Raw genomic sequence first — 14703 nt, forward strand, 5'->3', positions numbered from 1 at the left:
GCCGGCACCTGCCGGCAGCATCATGAAGGGCCCCGGGAAACGTTCCCGGGGCCCTTCATGATGCTCAGCGAGGCGTCAGCGGATCATCCTGCGTGATGCTGCTTCTCTGCCGGCGTGCGGTAGTCGCCGCCGGTGGCCTCGTCGATCTTGTGCTTCTCATGGTGCGAGTGCTCGAGAGCCTCACGCAGCTCGGCCGGGGTGACCGGCTCGATCTGATCCTTGAAGAAGAAGCTCGTCGCCTTGGCCCGGAGCGAGGAGACGCCCTTGCCGGCCTTGAGCGGCCGATAGTCGTCGTGCTGGACGAGGACCCAGCGGTCGTACTCGCTGAGCGGCTCGTGGATCTCCAGCATCTCGCCGCCCTCGGTACGCACCACCCGAGAGGTCTCGCGGCCGTGCAGAGCCAGCTCACGCTTCTGTCTCTGGAGCGAGAGGCACAGCCTCTTGGTGATGAAAAAGCACAGGAAGGGCGCGACGAAGATGGCGATCCGGAACGCCCAGGTGAGGTCGTTGATCGACAGTTGCAGTGCGAAGGCGATGAGGTCGTTCGTCGCCGCCAGCGCCAGGATCAGATAGACGCTGATCCACGCGACTCCGAGCCCCGTGCGCACCGGCGCGTTGTACGGGAGGTCATTGAGATGGTGCTCGCGGTCATCGCCGGTGACCCAGTTCTCGATGAAGGGGTACAGCATCAGAACGGCCAGCAGCAGCCCGTAGACCACCATCGGGATAAGGATGTTCAGCGACACCGCGTACCCGAAGATCGTGAACTCCCACCCGGGGATCAGGCGCAGGCCGCCGTCGGTCCACAGCATGTACCAGTCGGGCTGGGAACCCGCGGAGACGGGGGAGGGGTCGTACGGCCCATAGACCCAGATGGCGTTGATGGCGGTGGTGGCCGAGATCAGCGTGATGATGCCGAAGACCAGGAAGAAGAAGCCGCCGGCCTTCGCGGCGTAGACCGGGAACACCGGGAACCCGACGACATTGCGCTCGGTGCGGCCGGGCCCGGGGTACTGGGTGTGCTTGTGCAGCACCAGCAGCACCATATGGATCGCGATCAGTCCCAGGATCATCGCCGGGATGAGCAGGATGTGGATCGTGAACAGGCGCGGGATGATGTCGGTTCCGGGGAACTCTCCGCCGAACAGCAGCATCGAGAGATACGTGCCGATGACAGGGATGCCCTTCATGAGCCCATCGACCACGCGCAGACCGTTGCCCGAGAGCACGTCGTCCGGCAGGGAGTAGCCGGAGAAGCCGGCGGCCATGCCGAGGACCATCAGCAGGAACCCGACGACCCAGTTCAGCTCGCGGGGCTTGCGGAAGGCACCGGTGAAGAACACGCGGAACATGTGCACGAAGATCGCGACCATGAACACCAGTGCAGCCCAGTGGTGCATCTGGCGGAACAGCAGGCCCCCGCGGACCTCGAACGAGATCTCCATGGTCGACTCGAACGCGCGGGACATGTGCGCGCCCTGCAGCGCCTCGTACGGACCGGCGTACGTGACCTCCTCCATGGAGGGGTCGAAGAACATGGTCAGGAACGTTCCCGAGATCAGCAGGATGACGAAGCTGTACAGCGCCACCTCGCCGAACATGAACGACCAGTGGTCCGGGAAGATCTTGCGCGCGATGAAGCGGACGAAGCCGCCCCCGGCGACGCGCTGGTCGAGCCAGTCCGCACCGATCGCGCCGAGCTTGTACGCACGGCCGTCGGGATCGAAGTCGGAGGTCTGCTTCTGGGGAGTGGGAGTCGTGGTCGTCACGTGATCACTTGTCCTTGTGGATGTCCCAGAAGCTGGGACCGATCGGCTCGGGGAAGTCGCCGCTGGCCACCAGGTAGCCCTCGTCGTCGACCTCGATCGGGAGCTGGGGCAGCGGGCGGTGCGCGGGGCCGAAGATCACCTTGGCGCCGTCGGTGACGTCGAAGGTGGACTGATGGCACGGGCACAGCATGTGGTGCGTCTGCTGCTCGTACAGCGCGACGGGGCAGCCCACGTGGGTGCAGATCTTCGAGAAGGCCAGGATGCCCTCGACCCCGTTCTTCATGCTCTCCTCGTTCTGGGCGAGCTTCGGGTCGATGCGCACGATGACGGCGGCCGCCTTCGCGCGCTCCTCGAGGAAATCGGGCGTCTCCTCCGTCAGGCCCTCAGGCATGACGTGGAAGATCGAGTTCATCGCGACGTCGGCCAGCCGGATCGGCGTGCCGTCGTGGTCACGGGCCAGGCGCTGGCCCGGGTGCTCGCCCCAGAAGGTGTGGTGGAGCTTGTTCCCCGGCAGCGGGCCGAGGGTGGACAGCGGAGCGAGGACCGCGACCGGCAGAGCGGCCATGGCGGCGACCATGGCGGTGACGATGACCGGGCGACGCCCGATGCCGGATTCGTTCAGCCCGTCGGTGATGATTCCGGCGGCGACCTCGCGGGTCTCCTCGGATCCGCGGATCGCGTGGCGCTCCTCGACCATCTCCTCATCGGGCATCAGGGTCTTGGCCCAGTGCACAGCCGCGGCGCCGATGAAGAACACGGCGATCGCGAGGCCGAGCCCGGTGATCAGGTTCGACCACCACAGCGCCTCCGGGCTCGCCTGCGCGGCGAAGAGGTTCGTGCCGGTCGGGGTCACCACGAAATACGCGGCGATGAAGATCGCGGTGCCCAGCACGGACAGCAGGAACATCCCGGCGACGAGACGCTCGGCGCGCTTGGCGGCGGCGGGGGACTCGTCGGCCTGTCGATGGACGTGCGGCGGCAGGCCCGGGTTCGGGAATCCTCCGCCCTCCTTCGGAGCGACAGCGCTGGCTCCGCGGGCGTGGGAGTCGGGGGAGGCCCCGTCGTGGTCGTGATTCATGCTCGCATTCACTTCGCCTTCGCCCCCAGCCAGACGGCGACCGACAGGAGCAGGGAGAGGATGATCGTCCAGGCGTACAGGCCTTCGGTCACGGGCCCCAGTGAGCCCAGGGAGATGCCACCGGGTGACCCGGTCTCCTCGAGGGATTCGAGGTAGGTGATCACGTCGCGCTTGTCCTCGGGGGTCAGGCTCGTCTCGTTGAACACGGGCATGTTCTGCGGCCCGGTGTCCATGGCCTCGTAGATGTGCTTGGGCTCGACGCCCTCGAGCTCCGGGGCGTACTTGCCGCGCGTGAGCGCACCGCCGGCGCCGGCCGCGTTGTGGCACATGGCGCAGTTGATGCGGAAGATCTCTCCGCCCTGGGTGGCATCACCCTGGGAGGTGTCGAGGTACTCCTCGTCGGGCACTGCGGGGCCGGGGCCGAGGGAGGCGACGTAGGCCGCCAGCTGACGGGTCTGCTCCTCGTTCATCTGCGGGGGCTTGCGCTGCGCCTGTGCGCCCGAGTTCTGCATGGGCATGCGACCGGTGCCGACCTGGAAGTCGACGGCCGCGGCACCCACCCCGATCAGCGACGGGCCCAGGGTGCTGCCGTCGGAGTCGGTCAGGCCCTGCCCGCTGCGACCGTGGCAGGTGGCGCAGTTGGCCAGGAACAGCGCTTCCCCGGCGTCGACGTCGTCCTGCGTGTAGGTCTCCGCCTGGGCTGTCTGCGGCTGGAACGCGGCGTACAGCCCGCCGGTCGCGACGAGGGCGAGCAGCAGGATCACGAGTAGCGCCATCGGATGATGACGTCGTGCGGCGAGTGCCTTCACGGTTCGGACCTCGATTCGTGGAGGGGACGAGCAGGGGCGGGAGGGGAGCTGCGGCGCGCACCAGGCGGGGGAGCCTGTGCGGGCGCGGGGATCAGAAGATGCTCCAGTCGAAGTCGACGGGCACGGCGTGGCCCGGGCTGGTGCCGGTCATGATCGGATCCAGCAGGTAGACCACGAAGAACAGGCCCACCCAGACCACATCGACGAAGTGCCAGTAGTACGAGATGCAGATCGCGGAGACCTGCTCGTGCTGGGTGAAGGACTCCGCCATGAAGGACCGCATCATCACCATCAGGAAGGCGATCAGGCCGCCGACGACGTGGATGCCGTGGAAGCCCGTGGCGAGGTAGAAGATCGAGCCGAACGGGGAGGACGAGAGCGTCACGCCCTCGTGGATGAGCTCGGTGTACTCGTAGGCCTGCCCGGAGACGAAGACCGCGCCCATGACGAAGGTCAGCGTGTACCACTCGATCATGCCCCACCCGGCGACGTTGAAGATCGAGCCGGTGCGGGCCTTGCGCGGGGCGAAGGGCTTGCCCCAGGGGAACTGGCCCTCGGCCAGGAACACGCCCATCTGGCAGGTGAACGAGCTGGCGACCAGGATGATGGTGTTCACCATGGCGAAGCCGTGAGTGAAGTTCGCCTCGCCGTCGGCGAACGTCTCCGGCGCCATCGAGCGCAACGTGAAGAACATGGCGAACAGCCCGCCGAAGAACATCAGTTCGCTGGCGAGCCAGACGATCGTGCCGATCTGCGTCGGGTTCGGGCGGCCTACCGCTGGGGCAGCGGCGGCGGAGCGCTCAGGCAGGGTCGCAGTAGTCACGTCACCATTATGTCGTGTCGTCAGATTCGGCGTGCCGGGTCACGACGCCCGACCACACCGCGGGGCAGCGCCCCGGGGCGGACGACGTCAGCATATCCCTCCTGACGGCCTGTCACGAACGGGGACACGCTCCGTCCGGCTCGCGGGATCGGTGCAGGTGATCGCCGCATGCGGGGTCGTGATCGCTCCGTGATCCGATCCGTGATCCTCGCGACGGCCGGGCGTCCCGAAGTGCCATGATCGGGGCATGAACGAGAACATCCCGACCTGGCCCCGGATCACGTCGCGCCTCGTGCGTGGTGAAGAGCTCGAGGCCGGCGAGGCGTCGTGGGCGATGGACGAGGTCATGTCCGGAAACACGACGCCGGTCCAGCTCGCCGGGTTCCTGGTGTCGCTGCAGGCCAAGGGCGTCACCAGTGGGGAGCTCGCAGCTCTGGCGGATGCGATGGTCTCGCATGCGCGGCCGGTGCGCGCCCCGTCGCGCGCTGTCGACATCGTCGGTACCGGCGGCGATCTGGCTCATACCGTGAACATCTCCACCATGGCCTCCATGGTCATCGCCTCGACGGGCCGCGCGGTGGTCAAGCACGGAAACCGGGCCTCGAGCTCGAGATCCGGCTCGGCCGACGTGCTCGAGGCGCTCGGCGTGCGCCTCGACCTGCCCGTCCCCGTGGTCGAGGATCTGGTCGAGGAGATCGGGATGACATTCCTGTTCGCGCAGGTCTTCCACCCGTCGATGCGGTTCGCTGCGGAGGCCCGCAAGGGGCTGGGCATCCCCACCGTGATGAACATCCTGGGTCCCATCACCAATCCCGGCCGGCCCCGGGCGAGTGCGGTGGGCGTGGCCGACGCCACGATCGCGCCGACCGTCGCCGGCGTGTTCGCCGCTCGCGGCACCAGCGCCCTGGTCTTCCGTGGCCAGGACGGGCTCGACGAGCTCACCGTCACCGCTGCCTCCGACGTCTGGGAGGTGCGAGGCGGCGAGGTCCGTGAGCACTCGCTGGACCCGGAGCTCCTGCTGGGTATCCCGCGCAGCGGCCACGACGCGCTGCGCGGCGGCACCGCCGAGGAGAACGCGGAGGTGACTCGGGAGCTCTTCGCCGGGGCCCGCGACGGGCGGATGGGGCCGATCCGTGACGCGGTGCTGCTGAACGCGGCGGCCGGCGTGCTCGCCTTCGACGGGATCGATCAGGCGGCGGCCGACGGGTTCGAGGAGCGGTTCGCAGCCGCGTTCGCGGAGGCCCGGGACGCGTTGGACTCGGGGCGTCCTGCGGAGCTGGTCCGGCGTTGGGCTATCGCCTCGCGGGAAGCTGCCGCCGAGGACGGCTGAGGCCGTCGGCTCAGCCCTCGATGCCGAGGTCGAACGCGGCGTCCAGATCACGCGTGGAGTAGGTCTTGAAGGCGATGTTCGTCGTGGTGTCGAGGATGCCCTGGACCTTCCCGAGATGCCCCGCGATGACGTCCGCGAGATCCTCGTGACGGCGCACCCGCACGACGGCGATCAGGTCGACGTCGCCGGTGACCGAGTACACCTGCTCGACGCCGTCGAGATCGACGACGGCCTCGGCGACCTCGGGGATGCGGGCGGACTCGACGACGATCGAGACGATGGCGGTGATCATGGCTTCTCCTCGGACGGGGCGCAGGGCGCGCCGGGACGTGTGCTCCGAGCCTAATCCGCGATCGGCGCCGCGAGTGCGGTCGTCCGGGCGAAGCGCTCCGCGAGCAGCTCGGCGTCGAAGCGAGCCCTCGCGGGCACATGCCACTCGCCCTCCATCAGCACCGTGCGCACGCCCTCGCCGTCGAGCCAGCTGAGCAGGATCTCCGCCTCCTGGTGGTAGCCCTGGCACAGCGGGGCGGCGAGCTCCGCCTCCCCGGTGCCGGTCACGGCCAGGGAGCGCGCGACTGCCAAGGGGTCGGCGTGGGAGGGCACCAGAGCCGTGCCGGCGAAACGGCCGTGCCGCACCGCCAGCAGCTCCCATCCGCGCCCGCCGATCACGCCCTCCGTGCTGGGCCGGGCGGCGATCAGCAGCGGCACCTCGCAGATCGCCCGCAGCCGGGAGGCGCGACGCGCGGCCGCGAGGTACATCCCCGCCAGGCGCCGCAGCTTCTCGGCGTCCTCGTAGCGACCGGCCGAGACGTGGCCTCGCATGCGGGCGGCGACATGGTCGAGGATCTCGCGGGGGTCGACGAGCATCGCCCGGCGGATGCGATCCCGGTGCCCGGCCTCGGCGCGGGCACCGCGCCCGGAGGCCTGCTCGAACGCCGCCCCGCGGCCCAGGATCGCGTCGGTGAGCAGCCCGCGCAGGGGCTCGACGTCGTGCCGGGAGGACAGCGGGCCGATCTGGGCGGAGCCGTCGGCCTCCGGGCGCGCGATCCGTGCCGTGCGCAGCCCCTCGGAGCCCGAGCCCAGACGGAGCCACACCGCCTTCTCGGGGGAGAGCCCATGCCGGTTCGTCGGCGGCTTCTTCGCCGCGATGATCCGCAGCTCGCGCACCGCGGCCTCGGTCGGCGTGGTGCACTCCAGCACGTCGACCGACTCGGCGCGCGGGAGCATGTCCAGCACCTTGCGCCGGGTCTCGGCCGCCGTGAAGTACGTGCGCACCCGGGAGCGCAGATTCCGGGAGGTCCCCACGTACAGCACGCCTCCGTGGGCGTCGAGGAACTGGTACACGCCGGGAACCGAAGGAACCGTCTCGGCCAGGTGCTTCTTGCGCAGCTGCACCGGTGTGGCGCGGCGATGCGCGGAGGAGAGGTCCTCGAGGGTGGCGGCGCCGCGCGGTCCCAGCCGGTCGATGATCGCGTGCAGGACGTCCACCGTGGCCCGGGCATCCGAGAGCGCCCGGTGGTCAGGGGTGATGCTCGCTCCGACGTGCGCCGCCAGGGTGGAGAGCTTGTGGTCGCGCACCTCGTCGCGCCGGAAGACCGTCCGCGCCAGAGCCAGGGTGTCCAGTACCAGCGGCCGTGGCCACCCGATGTCGCAGCGGGCGGCCTGGGCGGTCAGGAACGAGATGTCGAACCGTGCGTTGTGCGCCACCAGGGCGGCGTCGCCGACGAAGTCCAGGAACATCGGCAGCACTGTGCGGATCGACGGGGCACCGGCCACCGAGGCGTCCGAGATCCCCGTCAGGGAGGCGATGTACGCCGGGATCGGGCGCTCCGGATCGACGAAGGTGCGGAACTCGCCGAGCACCTCCCCGCCGCGCACCTTGACCGCCCCGATCTCGGTGATGGCGTCGGCCCTCGGGTCGGTGCCGGTGGTCTCGAGGTCGACGACGACGAGGGTGGCGTCTACCAGCGGGGTGCCGAGATCATCGAAGCTCAGCTGGCGGCGCGCGGACATGGCCGCAGACTACGACGCGGCCCTGACCATCGGAGGTGCCCGATGGTCCCGGCGCTCAGGACACCGGCTTGGACCCGGAGTAGATGCGCTCGATGACCTCGGAGAGGTCCTGGACGACGACGTTGCGCTTGAGCTTCATCGAGGGCGTGAGATAGCCGTTCTCCTCCGTGAAATCCGTCTCGATGACCTCGAACGCGCGGATCGACTCGGCGCGGGAGACGGACTGGTTGGCCTTGTCGACGGCCGTCTGCAGCTCGGCGCGCACGGCCGGGTCCTGGGCCGCCTGCGCGATCGTCATCTCCTCCATCCCGTTGTTCTTCAGCCAGGTCGGGAGCATCTCGGCGTCCAGCGTCAGGATGGCGGCGACGAACGGCCGCTGATCGCCGATCACGACGCACTGGCTGATCAGCGGATGCGCCCGCAGCTGATCCTCGAGCTGGGCGGGTGAGATGTTCTTGCCGCCCGCGGTGACGATGACCTCCTTGCTGCGGCCGGTGATGGTCAGCGTGCCGTCCTCGCCCAGCGAGCCGATGTCCCCGGTGCGGAACCAGCCGTCGCGGAGGGCCTCGGCGGTGGCCTCGGGGTTGTTGTGGTAGCCCTTGAAGACCATGACGCCCTTGACGAGGATCTCGCCGTCGTCATCGATGGCGACCGTGGATCCCGGAAGCGGCGGGCCCACGGTGCCCGGCTTGACCGCCCAGGGCAGGTTCACGCAGATCGGGGCGGTGGTCTCGGTCAGGCCGTAGCCCTCGAGGATGGTCACGCCGATACCGCGGAAGAAGTGGGCCAGGCGGGCGCCCAGCGGCGCACCGCCGGAGACGGCCCAGGTGACCTGGCCGCCCATGGCCTCACGCAGCTTCCCGAAGACCAGCTTGTCGAACACGGCGTGCCGGAGCCTGAGGGGCAGGGGCACCTTTCCGCTCGACTGCGCCCGGGAGTAGGCGATCGCGGTCTCGGCCGCGGCGCTGAAGATCTTGCCGCGGCCGCCGGCGATCGCCTTGGCCTCCGCGCCGTTGTAGACCTTCTCGAACACTCGCGGCACGGCGAGCAGGAAGGTGGGTCTGAAGGCGGCGAGATCCGGCAGCAGGTTCTTGGTGTCCGGGGTGAAGGCGGTGGTGATCGGCCAGGATGCGGCCAGGACCGAGATGAGCCGTGCGAACACGTGCGCCATCGGCAGGAACATCAGCATCCGCGACCCCGGGGGCAGCACGTGCGTGCCCAGCAGGTTCAGGGCGCTGCGCGTGGTGTCCACGAAGTTGGCGTGGGTGAGCTCGGCGCCCTTGGGGCGGCCGGTGGTGCCCGAGGTGTAGATGATGGTCGCCACGTCCGCCAGGCCGCGCGAGGTGCGCCGGGCTTCGAGCTCCTCGTCGCTGACATCGCGGCCGCGCTGCTTGAGCTCGTCCAGGATGCCGTCCTCGATGACGCCGATGCGTTCCAGCGCGGGCAGTTCGCCGCGCACCGATTCCACGTCCTCCGCGTGCCTCGTCGCCTCGACCAGGGCGTAGCGCGCCCCGGAGTCGGAGGCGATCCATTGGATCTGGCTGGGGGAGGAGGTCTCGTAGATCGGCACGCTGACCGCTCCGGTCCACCACACGGCCCAATCGGCGAGCGTCCACTCGTAGCGGGTGCGGGAGAGGATCGCGACCACATCACCGGTCTCGACCCCACCGGCGATCAGTCCCTTGGCGACCTGCTTGACGTCCTCGATGAAGTCGGCGGTGGCCATCGGGGTGTAGCCGCCGTCGGGGTTCGCGTGCTCGAAGATCGGCACGGAGGGGTTCGAGCGCAGTCGCCCGAGGAGGAGATCGGTGGTGTTCTCGTCGGGCCGGCTCTCATGCTGTGGGGCAGTGGTGTACTGCTTCATCGAATCTCCTTCGATCCGGGCCGGGCGCTCGTGCCCGGCGTACCGGCCGCCTGCCCGGAAGCGCTGGTGGGGTGACCACGATCTTACGGCAGGCCGATCTACGATGTACGACAGCAGGCTGACGGGCCGGCTGGCCGATCAGCGAGCATGCCTGCGCACGGGCGAGAGCGCGTACAGGGCCGGACATACGGGGTATCGACGCAGAAGGAGCAGCATGCTCTCCATCGGAGTGGACATCGGCGGCACCAAGATCGCCGCCGGCGTGGTCGACGAGGACGGCGCCATCGTCGCCACGACCACGCGCAGCACGCCGGCCACGGAGCCGGAGCTGATAGAGGCGGGCGTCGCCGATGCCGTCGCCGAGCTGAGGGCCGACCACGACGTGGTCGGGGTCGGCGTGGGGGCCGCCGGGTTCGTGGGCGCCGACCGTCGCACCGTGAAGTTCGCGGCCAACCTCGCGTGGCGTCACCGCGCGCTCGCCGACGAGCTGGAGCGACTGACGGGCCTTCCCGTGGTGGTGGAGAACGACGCGAACGTCGCCGGATGGGCCGAGTACCGCTTCGGGGCGGCCACCGAGGCGGCGCACATGCTGATGGTGACCGTGGGGACCGGCCTCGGTGGGGCGATCGTCCTGGACGGCCGGCTGCTGCGGGGCAGCGGGGGCTTCGCGGGCGAGGTCGCGCACATGACCGCCGTGCCCGATGGGCAATGGTGCGGCTGCGGACGCAAGGGCTGCCTGGAGCAGTACACGGCGGGCACCGCTCTGGTGCGCACCGCGAAGCGGAGGGCCTCGGCGGGCGACCCGCTGCTGGGCCCGCTGGTGCAGGCTGCCGGCGGGGCACGCAAGGAGATCGACGGTCCGCTGATCACTCGCCTCGCCCAGCAGGGCGATCCGGGGGCGCAGGAGCTGATCGCGGAGATCGGTACCTGGCTCGGGACGGGTATGGCGTCGATCTCGGCGCTGCTGGACCCCGAGGTGATCGTGGTCGGCGGCGGCGTCGCGGCGGCCGGCGACCTCCTGCTGGATCCCGCCCGCCGCGCCTACGCCGCGAACCTCACCGCCCGGACGCACCGGGACCTGTCGCCGTTCGTGCTCGCGAAGATGGGGAACCGCGCCGGGATCGTCGGGGCCGCCGACCTGGCTCGCTGACGGCTCTGCCGTGGGCCCCAGCCCTCAGACCTCGGCTCCGTCATCGTCGCCGTCCCTGCTGCGGGGTACCCGCAGGAGCAGGGACACCAGGCCACCGATGGCCGCGAGCCCTCCCAGCCAGGCGAGGAAGTCCGGCAGCGTCGCGCTTGCGGTGACCACGAGCATCAGCACGAATCCACCGATCAGCGCGGTCCACGACCACAGCGCACCGGAGGACGGCTCCGGCAGATCGGGGTCCGGCGGCTCGAAGTCGCCGTAGAGCACCTCGTCGTCATCGAGCTCGCGCGGACCGGCGGTGCCGCGCACGCCGTCGGCCACGTCGGGCGGCCCGGCCGAAGGATGTGCGGCTCGGGAGCGGGCGCGCGATTCCGCACTGGGCGGTTCGGACGGGGAGTCGGCGCTGAAGGACCACAGGTCGTCCTCGTCCGGACCGCCTGTGCCGGGGTCCTGGTCTGCGGGCGCGTCCCCGTCCTCGTCCGGGTCCCGTGGTGGGGGGCCGTGGTCCTCGGCCGCCGGCTCGTGGGGAGCCTCGCCGGGGTTGAGCATCATGCCCTCGCTCTCGAGCATGCGCGCGAACTCGGCGTCGACATCGCGCGGATCATGCGCGTTCGGACGGTCGGCGGTCATCGCGGGCCTCCGGCGAGCTGCGGACCGCCGGCCGGCCGGGCGCCGTCGAGAGGCCGGGGCACATGGGCGTCCAGGAAGCGCGCCGAGGTCTCGAACAGCAGGTCGGCGTCCAGATCCAGCGGGACCAGATGACGGCTGCGTGTCGTCGCCAGTCGCTGGACGGACCCGCTGACCCGCGCGGCGATGAGATCGCTGTCGGCGGCCGGGACGGTCCGGTCCGCGGGGGAGGTGGCCAGCAGCAGCGGGATCTCGACTGCATCCAGCTCGCGCCGGGTGCGCGCGAACAGTCGCCGCACCTCGGCGACGGCGCGCACCGGCATCCGGTCGTAGGCCTCCTCGGCCCCGCCCTCCCGGGCGATGTCGGATCCGATCCCGGGAAGGGTGCGCACCACCGGGGAGATCAGTCCCGCAGCCGCCGCGGTCGCAGGCAGGGCGATGCCGGGATTGACCGCGACCACGGCTGCCAGGCGCCCGCGCAGCATCGGATCCTCGGCCAGGGCGAGGGCGAGCGCGCCCCCCATCGACAGCCCGCCGACCGCGATCGGGCCGTGCTGGTGAGACAGCGTCAGCGCGACCTCGCGCACGTGGCCGTACCAGTCCCGCCAGGACCGTCCCGCGAGGTCCTGCCACGAGGTCCCGTGACCGGGCAGCAGAGGAAGGTCGACGGCCCAGCCCCGCGCGGCGTGATCCTCGGCCCACGGACGCAGCGACTGCGGGGTCCCGGTGAAGCCGTGGCACAGGAGCAGCCCGCCGCGCGGGTTAGAGTGACCTCGCGCGCGCCAGGGGCGGGACAGTTCGCTGAACGCCATGGGTACATCGTCGCACCCGCGCCCGCATGCTTCATCCCCTCGTCCCCAGGAGTTCGTCGTGCTGTACGAGGTCGCCAAACCGCTCGTGATGGCCGTGGTGCGCGTGATCTGGCGTCCTACGGTCAGCGGCACCGAGAACATCCCGGACGAGGGCCCGGTCATCCTCGCCTCCAACCACCTGGCCTACTCCGACACGGTCTTCCTGCCGGGGCAGGTGCGCCGCAGTGTGCATTTCCTGGGCAAGTCGGACATCTTCGCCGGTCGCTCCCCGCTGAACCGGGTCGTGGCCTCGGTGATGCGCGGCCTGCACGTGATGCCGGTGGACCGCACCGGGGGCAGCGCCGCACGCTCGGCCATCGATGCCGGCCTCGATGTGCTGGCGGCGGGCAAGGTCCTCGGCATCTTCCCCGAGGGCAGTCGCAGCCCTGATGGGCGTCTCCACCGGGGCAAGACGGGCGTTGCCCGGTTCGCGCTCGCCACGGGGGCTCCGGTGGTCCCCGTGGCGATGCTGGGCGCGTTCGAGGCGCAGCGCGGCCGGAAGTACTTCCCGCGCCGGAGGCCCCGGGTGCACGCCGTGATCGGAGAGCCGCTGGATGTGCGCGAGATCGTCGCGGATCTCGACGGCGCCGAGGAATCGAAGGTGCTCAGGGCCGTGACGGACGCGGTCATGGACCGGATCCACGAGCTCTCGGGCCAGGAGCGCAGCGGTGAGTACGCCGCTGAGGTCAAGAAGCGCATGAAGGCCGCGGCGGGACAGCCCCTGGGTGGCGAGGAACCCGATACGGCGGTGTGAGATACGGCGGCGACCGCGCCCGCGCCGTCGCCGTCCGCACTGCTGGACGCCTCCGGCGCCGGCCCCGTCGGGCTCGGCCGGTTCGCGAGGTTCCGGCCGCGGAGCCGGCCTCCCACAGGCAGGGTTCCGAGCACTGGAAGCGGTCGGCCGCGCGCGCGGGTACTGCGTACCCTGTGGGGGTGACTCAGTACAGCCCCGATGCCCCTGCCCGCGCCCACGACTTCTCGCTCTCCTCGGCCGACGACGGCCTGGCGGCGCTGGGCGCGTGGCGCGAGTATCCGCGGGAGCAGCAGCCGGTGTGGCCGGACGAGGCCGAGCGGGCGCAGGTCTTCGAGGACCTGCGCGCCGCTCCGCCGCTCGTCTTCGCCGGTGAGGCCGACGTGCTGCGCGATCACATCGCGGCGGCCGCCCGCGGAGAGGCTTTCCTGCTCGCCGGCGGGGACTGCGCCGAGACCTTCGCCGACTCCACGGCCGATCGGATCCGCAACAAGATCCGCACCATCCTGCAGATGTCGGCGGTGCTGACCTATGGTGCGTCCGTGCCGGTGGTGAAGATGGGCCGGATGGCCGGCCAGTTCGCCAAGCCCCGCTCCTCGGACGAGGAGACACGGGATGGTGTGACCCTGCCCACCTACCGCGGGGACGCGGTCAACGACTACGCCTTCACCCCGGAGTCACGGATCCCGGATCCGCAGCGTCTGTGGAGGATGTACACCACCAGCGCCTCCACCCTGAACCTGCTGCGGGCCTTCACCGGCGGCGGCTTCGCCGATCTCCGGGAGGTCCATTCCTGGAACCGCGGTTTCACCTCCGGAAGCGGCTACGACCGCTACGAGGAGCTGGCGGCGCAGATCGACAAGGCCATCCGCTTCATGGACGCCATCGGCGCGGACTTCGACGCCCTCAAGGTCGTGGAGTTCTACGCCTCCCACGAGGCACTGCTGCTGGACTACGAGGAGGCCCTGGCCAGGATCGACTCCCGCACCGGGGAGATCTACGGCTGCTCGGGCCACTTCCTGTGGGTGGGGGAGCGCACGCGCCAGCTGGACGGGGCGCACGTGGACTTCATGGCGCGCCTGCGCAACCCGATCGGGGTCAAGCTCGGGCCGAACGCGTCGGTCGATGATGCGCTGCGCCTGATCGACAAGCTCGACCCCGAGCGCGAGCCGGGACGGCTCACGTTCATCACCCGCATGGGCGCCGGCACCATCCGCGATCGCCTGCCGGCACTGGTCGAAGGCGTGCGCGACTCCGGGGCGCAGGTGGCGTGGGTGACCGACCCCATGCACGGCAATACGATCACCTCCTCGAACGGGTACAAGACCCGCCGCTTCGAGGACATCCTCGACGAGGTCGTCGGCTTCTTCGAGGTCCACCAGGGCCTGGGCACGATCCCGGCCGGCCTGCACATGGAGCTCACCGGTGACGACGTCACCGAGGTCCTCGGCGGGGCCGGGGAGATCGACGAGGAGGGACTGACGCGCCGTTACGAGACGCTCGTGGACCCGCGCCTGAATCACCAGCAGTCTCTCGAGCTGTCGTTCCTGGTCGCGGAGATGCTCTCGCGACGCTGAGGGTCCTGAGGTGCCCTGCATGCCGGCCGGTGCCGGTGCCCGCCCGGGTCTCGGCACCGGCGGC

At 70.3% G+C, this 14703-nt stretch carries 13 protein-coding genes; 4 read left to right on the forward strand and 9 right to left on the reverse strand.

The window, feature by feature from the left end; all coding sequences use genetic code 11:
* Positions 1-83: 83 nt before the first annotated feature.
* From ACFQRD_RS03355 to ACFQRD_RS03370, 4 genes are all read right to left on the reverse strand, one after another.
* Positions 84-1769 (reverse strand): cytochrome bc complex cytochrome b subunit, encoded by a 1686-nt coding sequence (locus ACFQRD_RS03355; protein ID WP_377020072.1) that lies wholly within the window; start codon positions 1767-1769, stop codon positions 84-86.
* Between the two features lie 4 nt (positions 1770-1773).
* Positions 1774-2847: a Rieske 2Fe-2S domain-containing protein gene (locus tag ACFQRD_RS03360; RefSeq protein WP_377020071.1), complete on the reverse strand. Its 1074-nt coding sequence runs from the start codon at positions 2845-2847 to the stop codon at positions 1774-1776.
* A gap of 8 nt (positions 2848-2855) precedes the next feature.
* Positions 2856-3656 carry a c-type cytochrome gene (locus ACFQRD_RS03365; RefSeq protein WP_377020070.1) on the reverse strand — a complete coding sequence of 267 codons (801 nt, stop codon included), beginning with the start codon at positions 3654-3656 and terminating at the stop codon, positions 2856-2858.
* Positions 3657-3747: 91 nt separating this feature from the next.
* Positions 3748-4479, reverse strand: a complete 732-nt coding sequence (locus ACFQRD_RS03370) for a heme-copper oxidase subunit III (protein WP_377020069.1) — start codon at positions 4477-4479, stop codon at positions 3748-3750.
* Between the two features lie 247 nt (positions 4480-4726).
* Between ACFQRD_RS03370 and trpD the strand changes: the two genes are divergently transcribed.
* On the forward strand, positions 4727-5809 hold the full coding sequence (trpD, locus tag ACFQRD_RS03375; RefSeq protein ID WP_377020068.1) for an anthranilate phosphoribosyltransferase: 1083 nt from the start codon (positions 4727-4729) through the stop codon (positions 5807-5809).
* A 10-nt stretch (positions 5810-5819) separates the two neighbouring features.
* Here trpD and ACFQRD_RS03380 read toward each other — a convergent pair whose 3' ends face one another.
* From ACFQRD_RS03380 to ACFQRD_RS03390, 3 genes are read right to left on the reverse strand one after another with little or no spacing between them, the layout of a single operon-like run.
* On the reverse strand, positions 5820-6101 hold the full coding sequence (locus tag ACFQRD_RS03380; protein WP_377020067.1) for an Lrp/AsnC family transcriptional regulator: 282 nt from the start codon (positions 6099-6101) through the stop codon (positions 5820-5822).
* A gap of 50 nt (positions 6102-6151) precedes the next feature.
* On the reverse strand, positions 6152-7822 hold the full coding sequence (locus ACFQRD_RS03385; protein WP_377793854.1) for a DEDD exonuclease domain-containing protein: 1671 nt from the start codon (positions 7820-7822) through the stop codon (positions 6152-6154).
* A gap of 55 nt (positions 7823-7877) precedes the next feature.
* On the reverse strand, positions 7878-9686 hold the full coding sequence (locus tag ACFQRD_RS03390; RefSeq protein ID WP_377020065.1) for an AMP-dependent synthetase/ligase: 1809 nt from the start codon (positions 9684-9686) through the stop codon (positions 7878-7880).
* Positions 9687-9900: 214 nt separating this feature from the next.
* Here ACFQRD_RS03390 and ACFQRD_RS03395 point away from each other — a divergent pair, with 214 nt between their 5' ends.
* The gene (locus ACFQRD_RS03395; protein WP_377793855.1) at positions 9901-10836 is read left to right on the forward strand and encodes an ROK family glucokinase; all 936 of its coding nucleotides are present in this window, start codon (positions 9901-9903) and stop codon (positions 10834-10836) included.
* A gap of 24 nt (positions 10837-10860) precedes the next feature.
* On the opposite strand, the gene ACFQRD_RS03400 is transcribed toward ACFQRD_RS03395, so the two are convergent.
* Positions 10861-11463, reverse strand: coding sequence for a hypothetical protein (locus tag ACFQRD_RS03400; protein ID WP_377020063.1), 603 nt, complete (start codon positions 11461-11463; stop codon positions 10861-10863).
* A complete protein-coding gene (locus ACFQRD_RS03405; RefSeq protein ID WP_377793856.1) occupies positions 11460-12272 on the reverse strand; it encodes an alpha/beta hydrolase in 813 nt (270 codons plus the stop codon). The genes ACFQRD_RS03400 and ACFQRD_RS03405 overlap by 4 nt, the downstream gene beginning before the upstream one ends.
* Positions 12273-12330: 58 nt before the next feature.
* Between ACFQRD_RS03405 and ACFQRD_RS03410 the strand changes: the two genes are divergently transcribed.
* The gene (locus ACFQRD_RS03410; protein ID WP_377793857.1) at positions 12331-13065 is read left to right on the forward strand and encodes a lysophospholipid acyltransferase family protein; all 735 of its coding nucleotides are present in this window, start codon (positions 12331-12333) and stop codon (positions 13063-13065) included.
* Positions 13066-13244: 179 nt separating this feature from the next.
* Entirely contained in the window at positions 13245-14639 is a 1395-nt protein-coding gene (locus ACFQRD_RS03415; RefSeq protein WP_377020060.1) for a class II 3-deoxy-7-phosphoheptulonate synthase, read from the forward strand.
* Positions 14640-14703 lie beyond the last annotated feature (64 nt).

The sequence above is a fragment of the Brachybacterium sp. GCM10030268 genome, from assembly GCF_042666305.1.
Classification (GTDB): Bacteria; Actinomycetota; Actinomycetes; order Actinomycetales; family Dermabacteraceae; genus Brachybacterium.

What these genes read in the sequence shown, in the direction of transcription:
- ACFQRD_RS03360 (WP_377020071.1), bottom strand. Translation starts at nt 2,847, where the DNA reads ATGAATCACGACCACGACGGGGCCTCCCCCGACTCCCACGCCCGCGGA.
- trpD (WP_377020068.1), top strand. Translation starts at nt 4,727, where the DNA reads ATGAACGAGAACATCCCGACCTGGCCCCGGATCACGTCGCGCCTCGTG.
- ACFQRD_RS03380 (WP_377020067.1), bottom strand. Translation starts at nt 6,101, where the DNA reads ATGATCACCGCCATCGTCTCGATCGTCGTCGAGTCCGCCCGCATCCCC.
- ACFQRD_RS03385 (WP_377793854.1), bottom strand. Translation starts at nt 7,822, where the DNA reads ATGTCCGCGCGCCGCCAGCTGAGCTTCGATGATCTCGGCACCCCGCTG.
- ACFQRD_RS03390 (WP_377020065.1), bottom strand. Translation starts at nt 9,686, where the DNA reads ATGAAGCAGTACACCACTGCCCCACAGCATGAGAGCCGGCCCGACGAG.
- ACFQRD_RS03395 (WP_377793855.1), top strand. Translation starts at nt 9,901, where the DNA reads ATGCTCTCCATCGGAGTGGACATCGGCGGCACCAAGATCGCCGCCGGC.
- ACFQRD_RS03400 (WP_377020063.1), bottom strand. Translation starts at nt 11,463, where the DNA reads ATGACCGCCGACCGTCCGAACGCGCATGATCCGCGCGATGTCGACGCC.
- ACFQRD_RS03405 (WP_377793856.1), bottom strand. Translation starts at nt 12,272, where the DNA reads ATGGCGTTCAGCGAACTGTCCCGCCCCTGGCGCGCGCGAGGTCACTCT.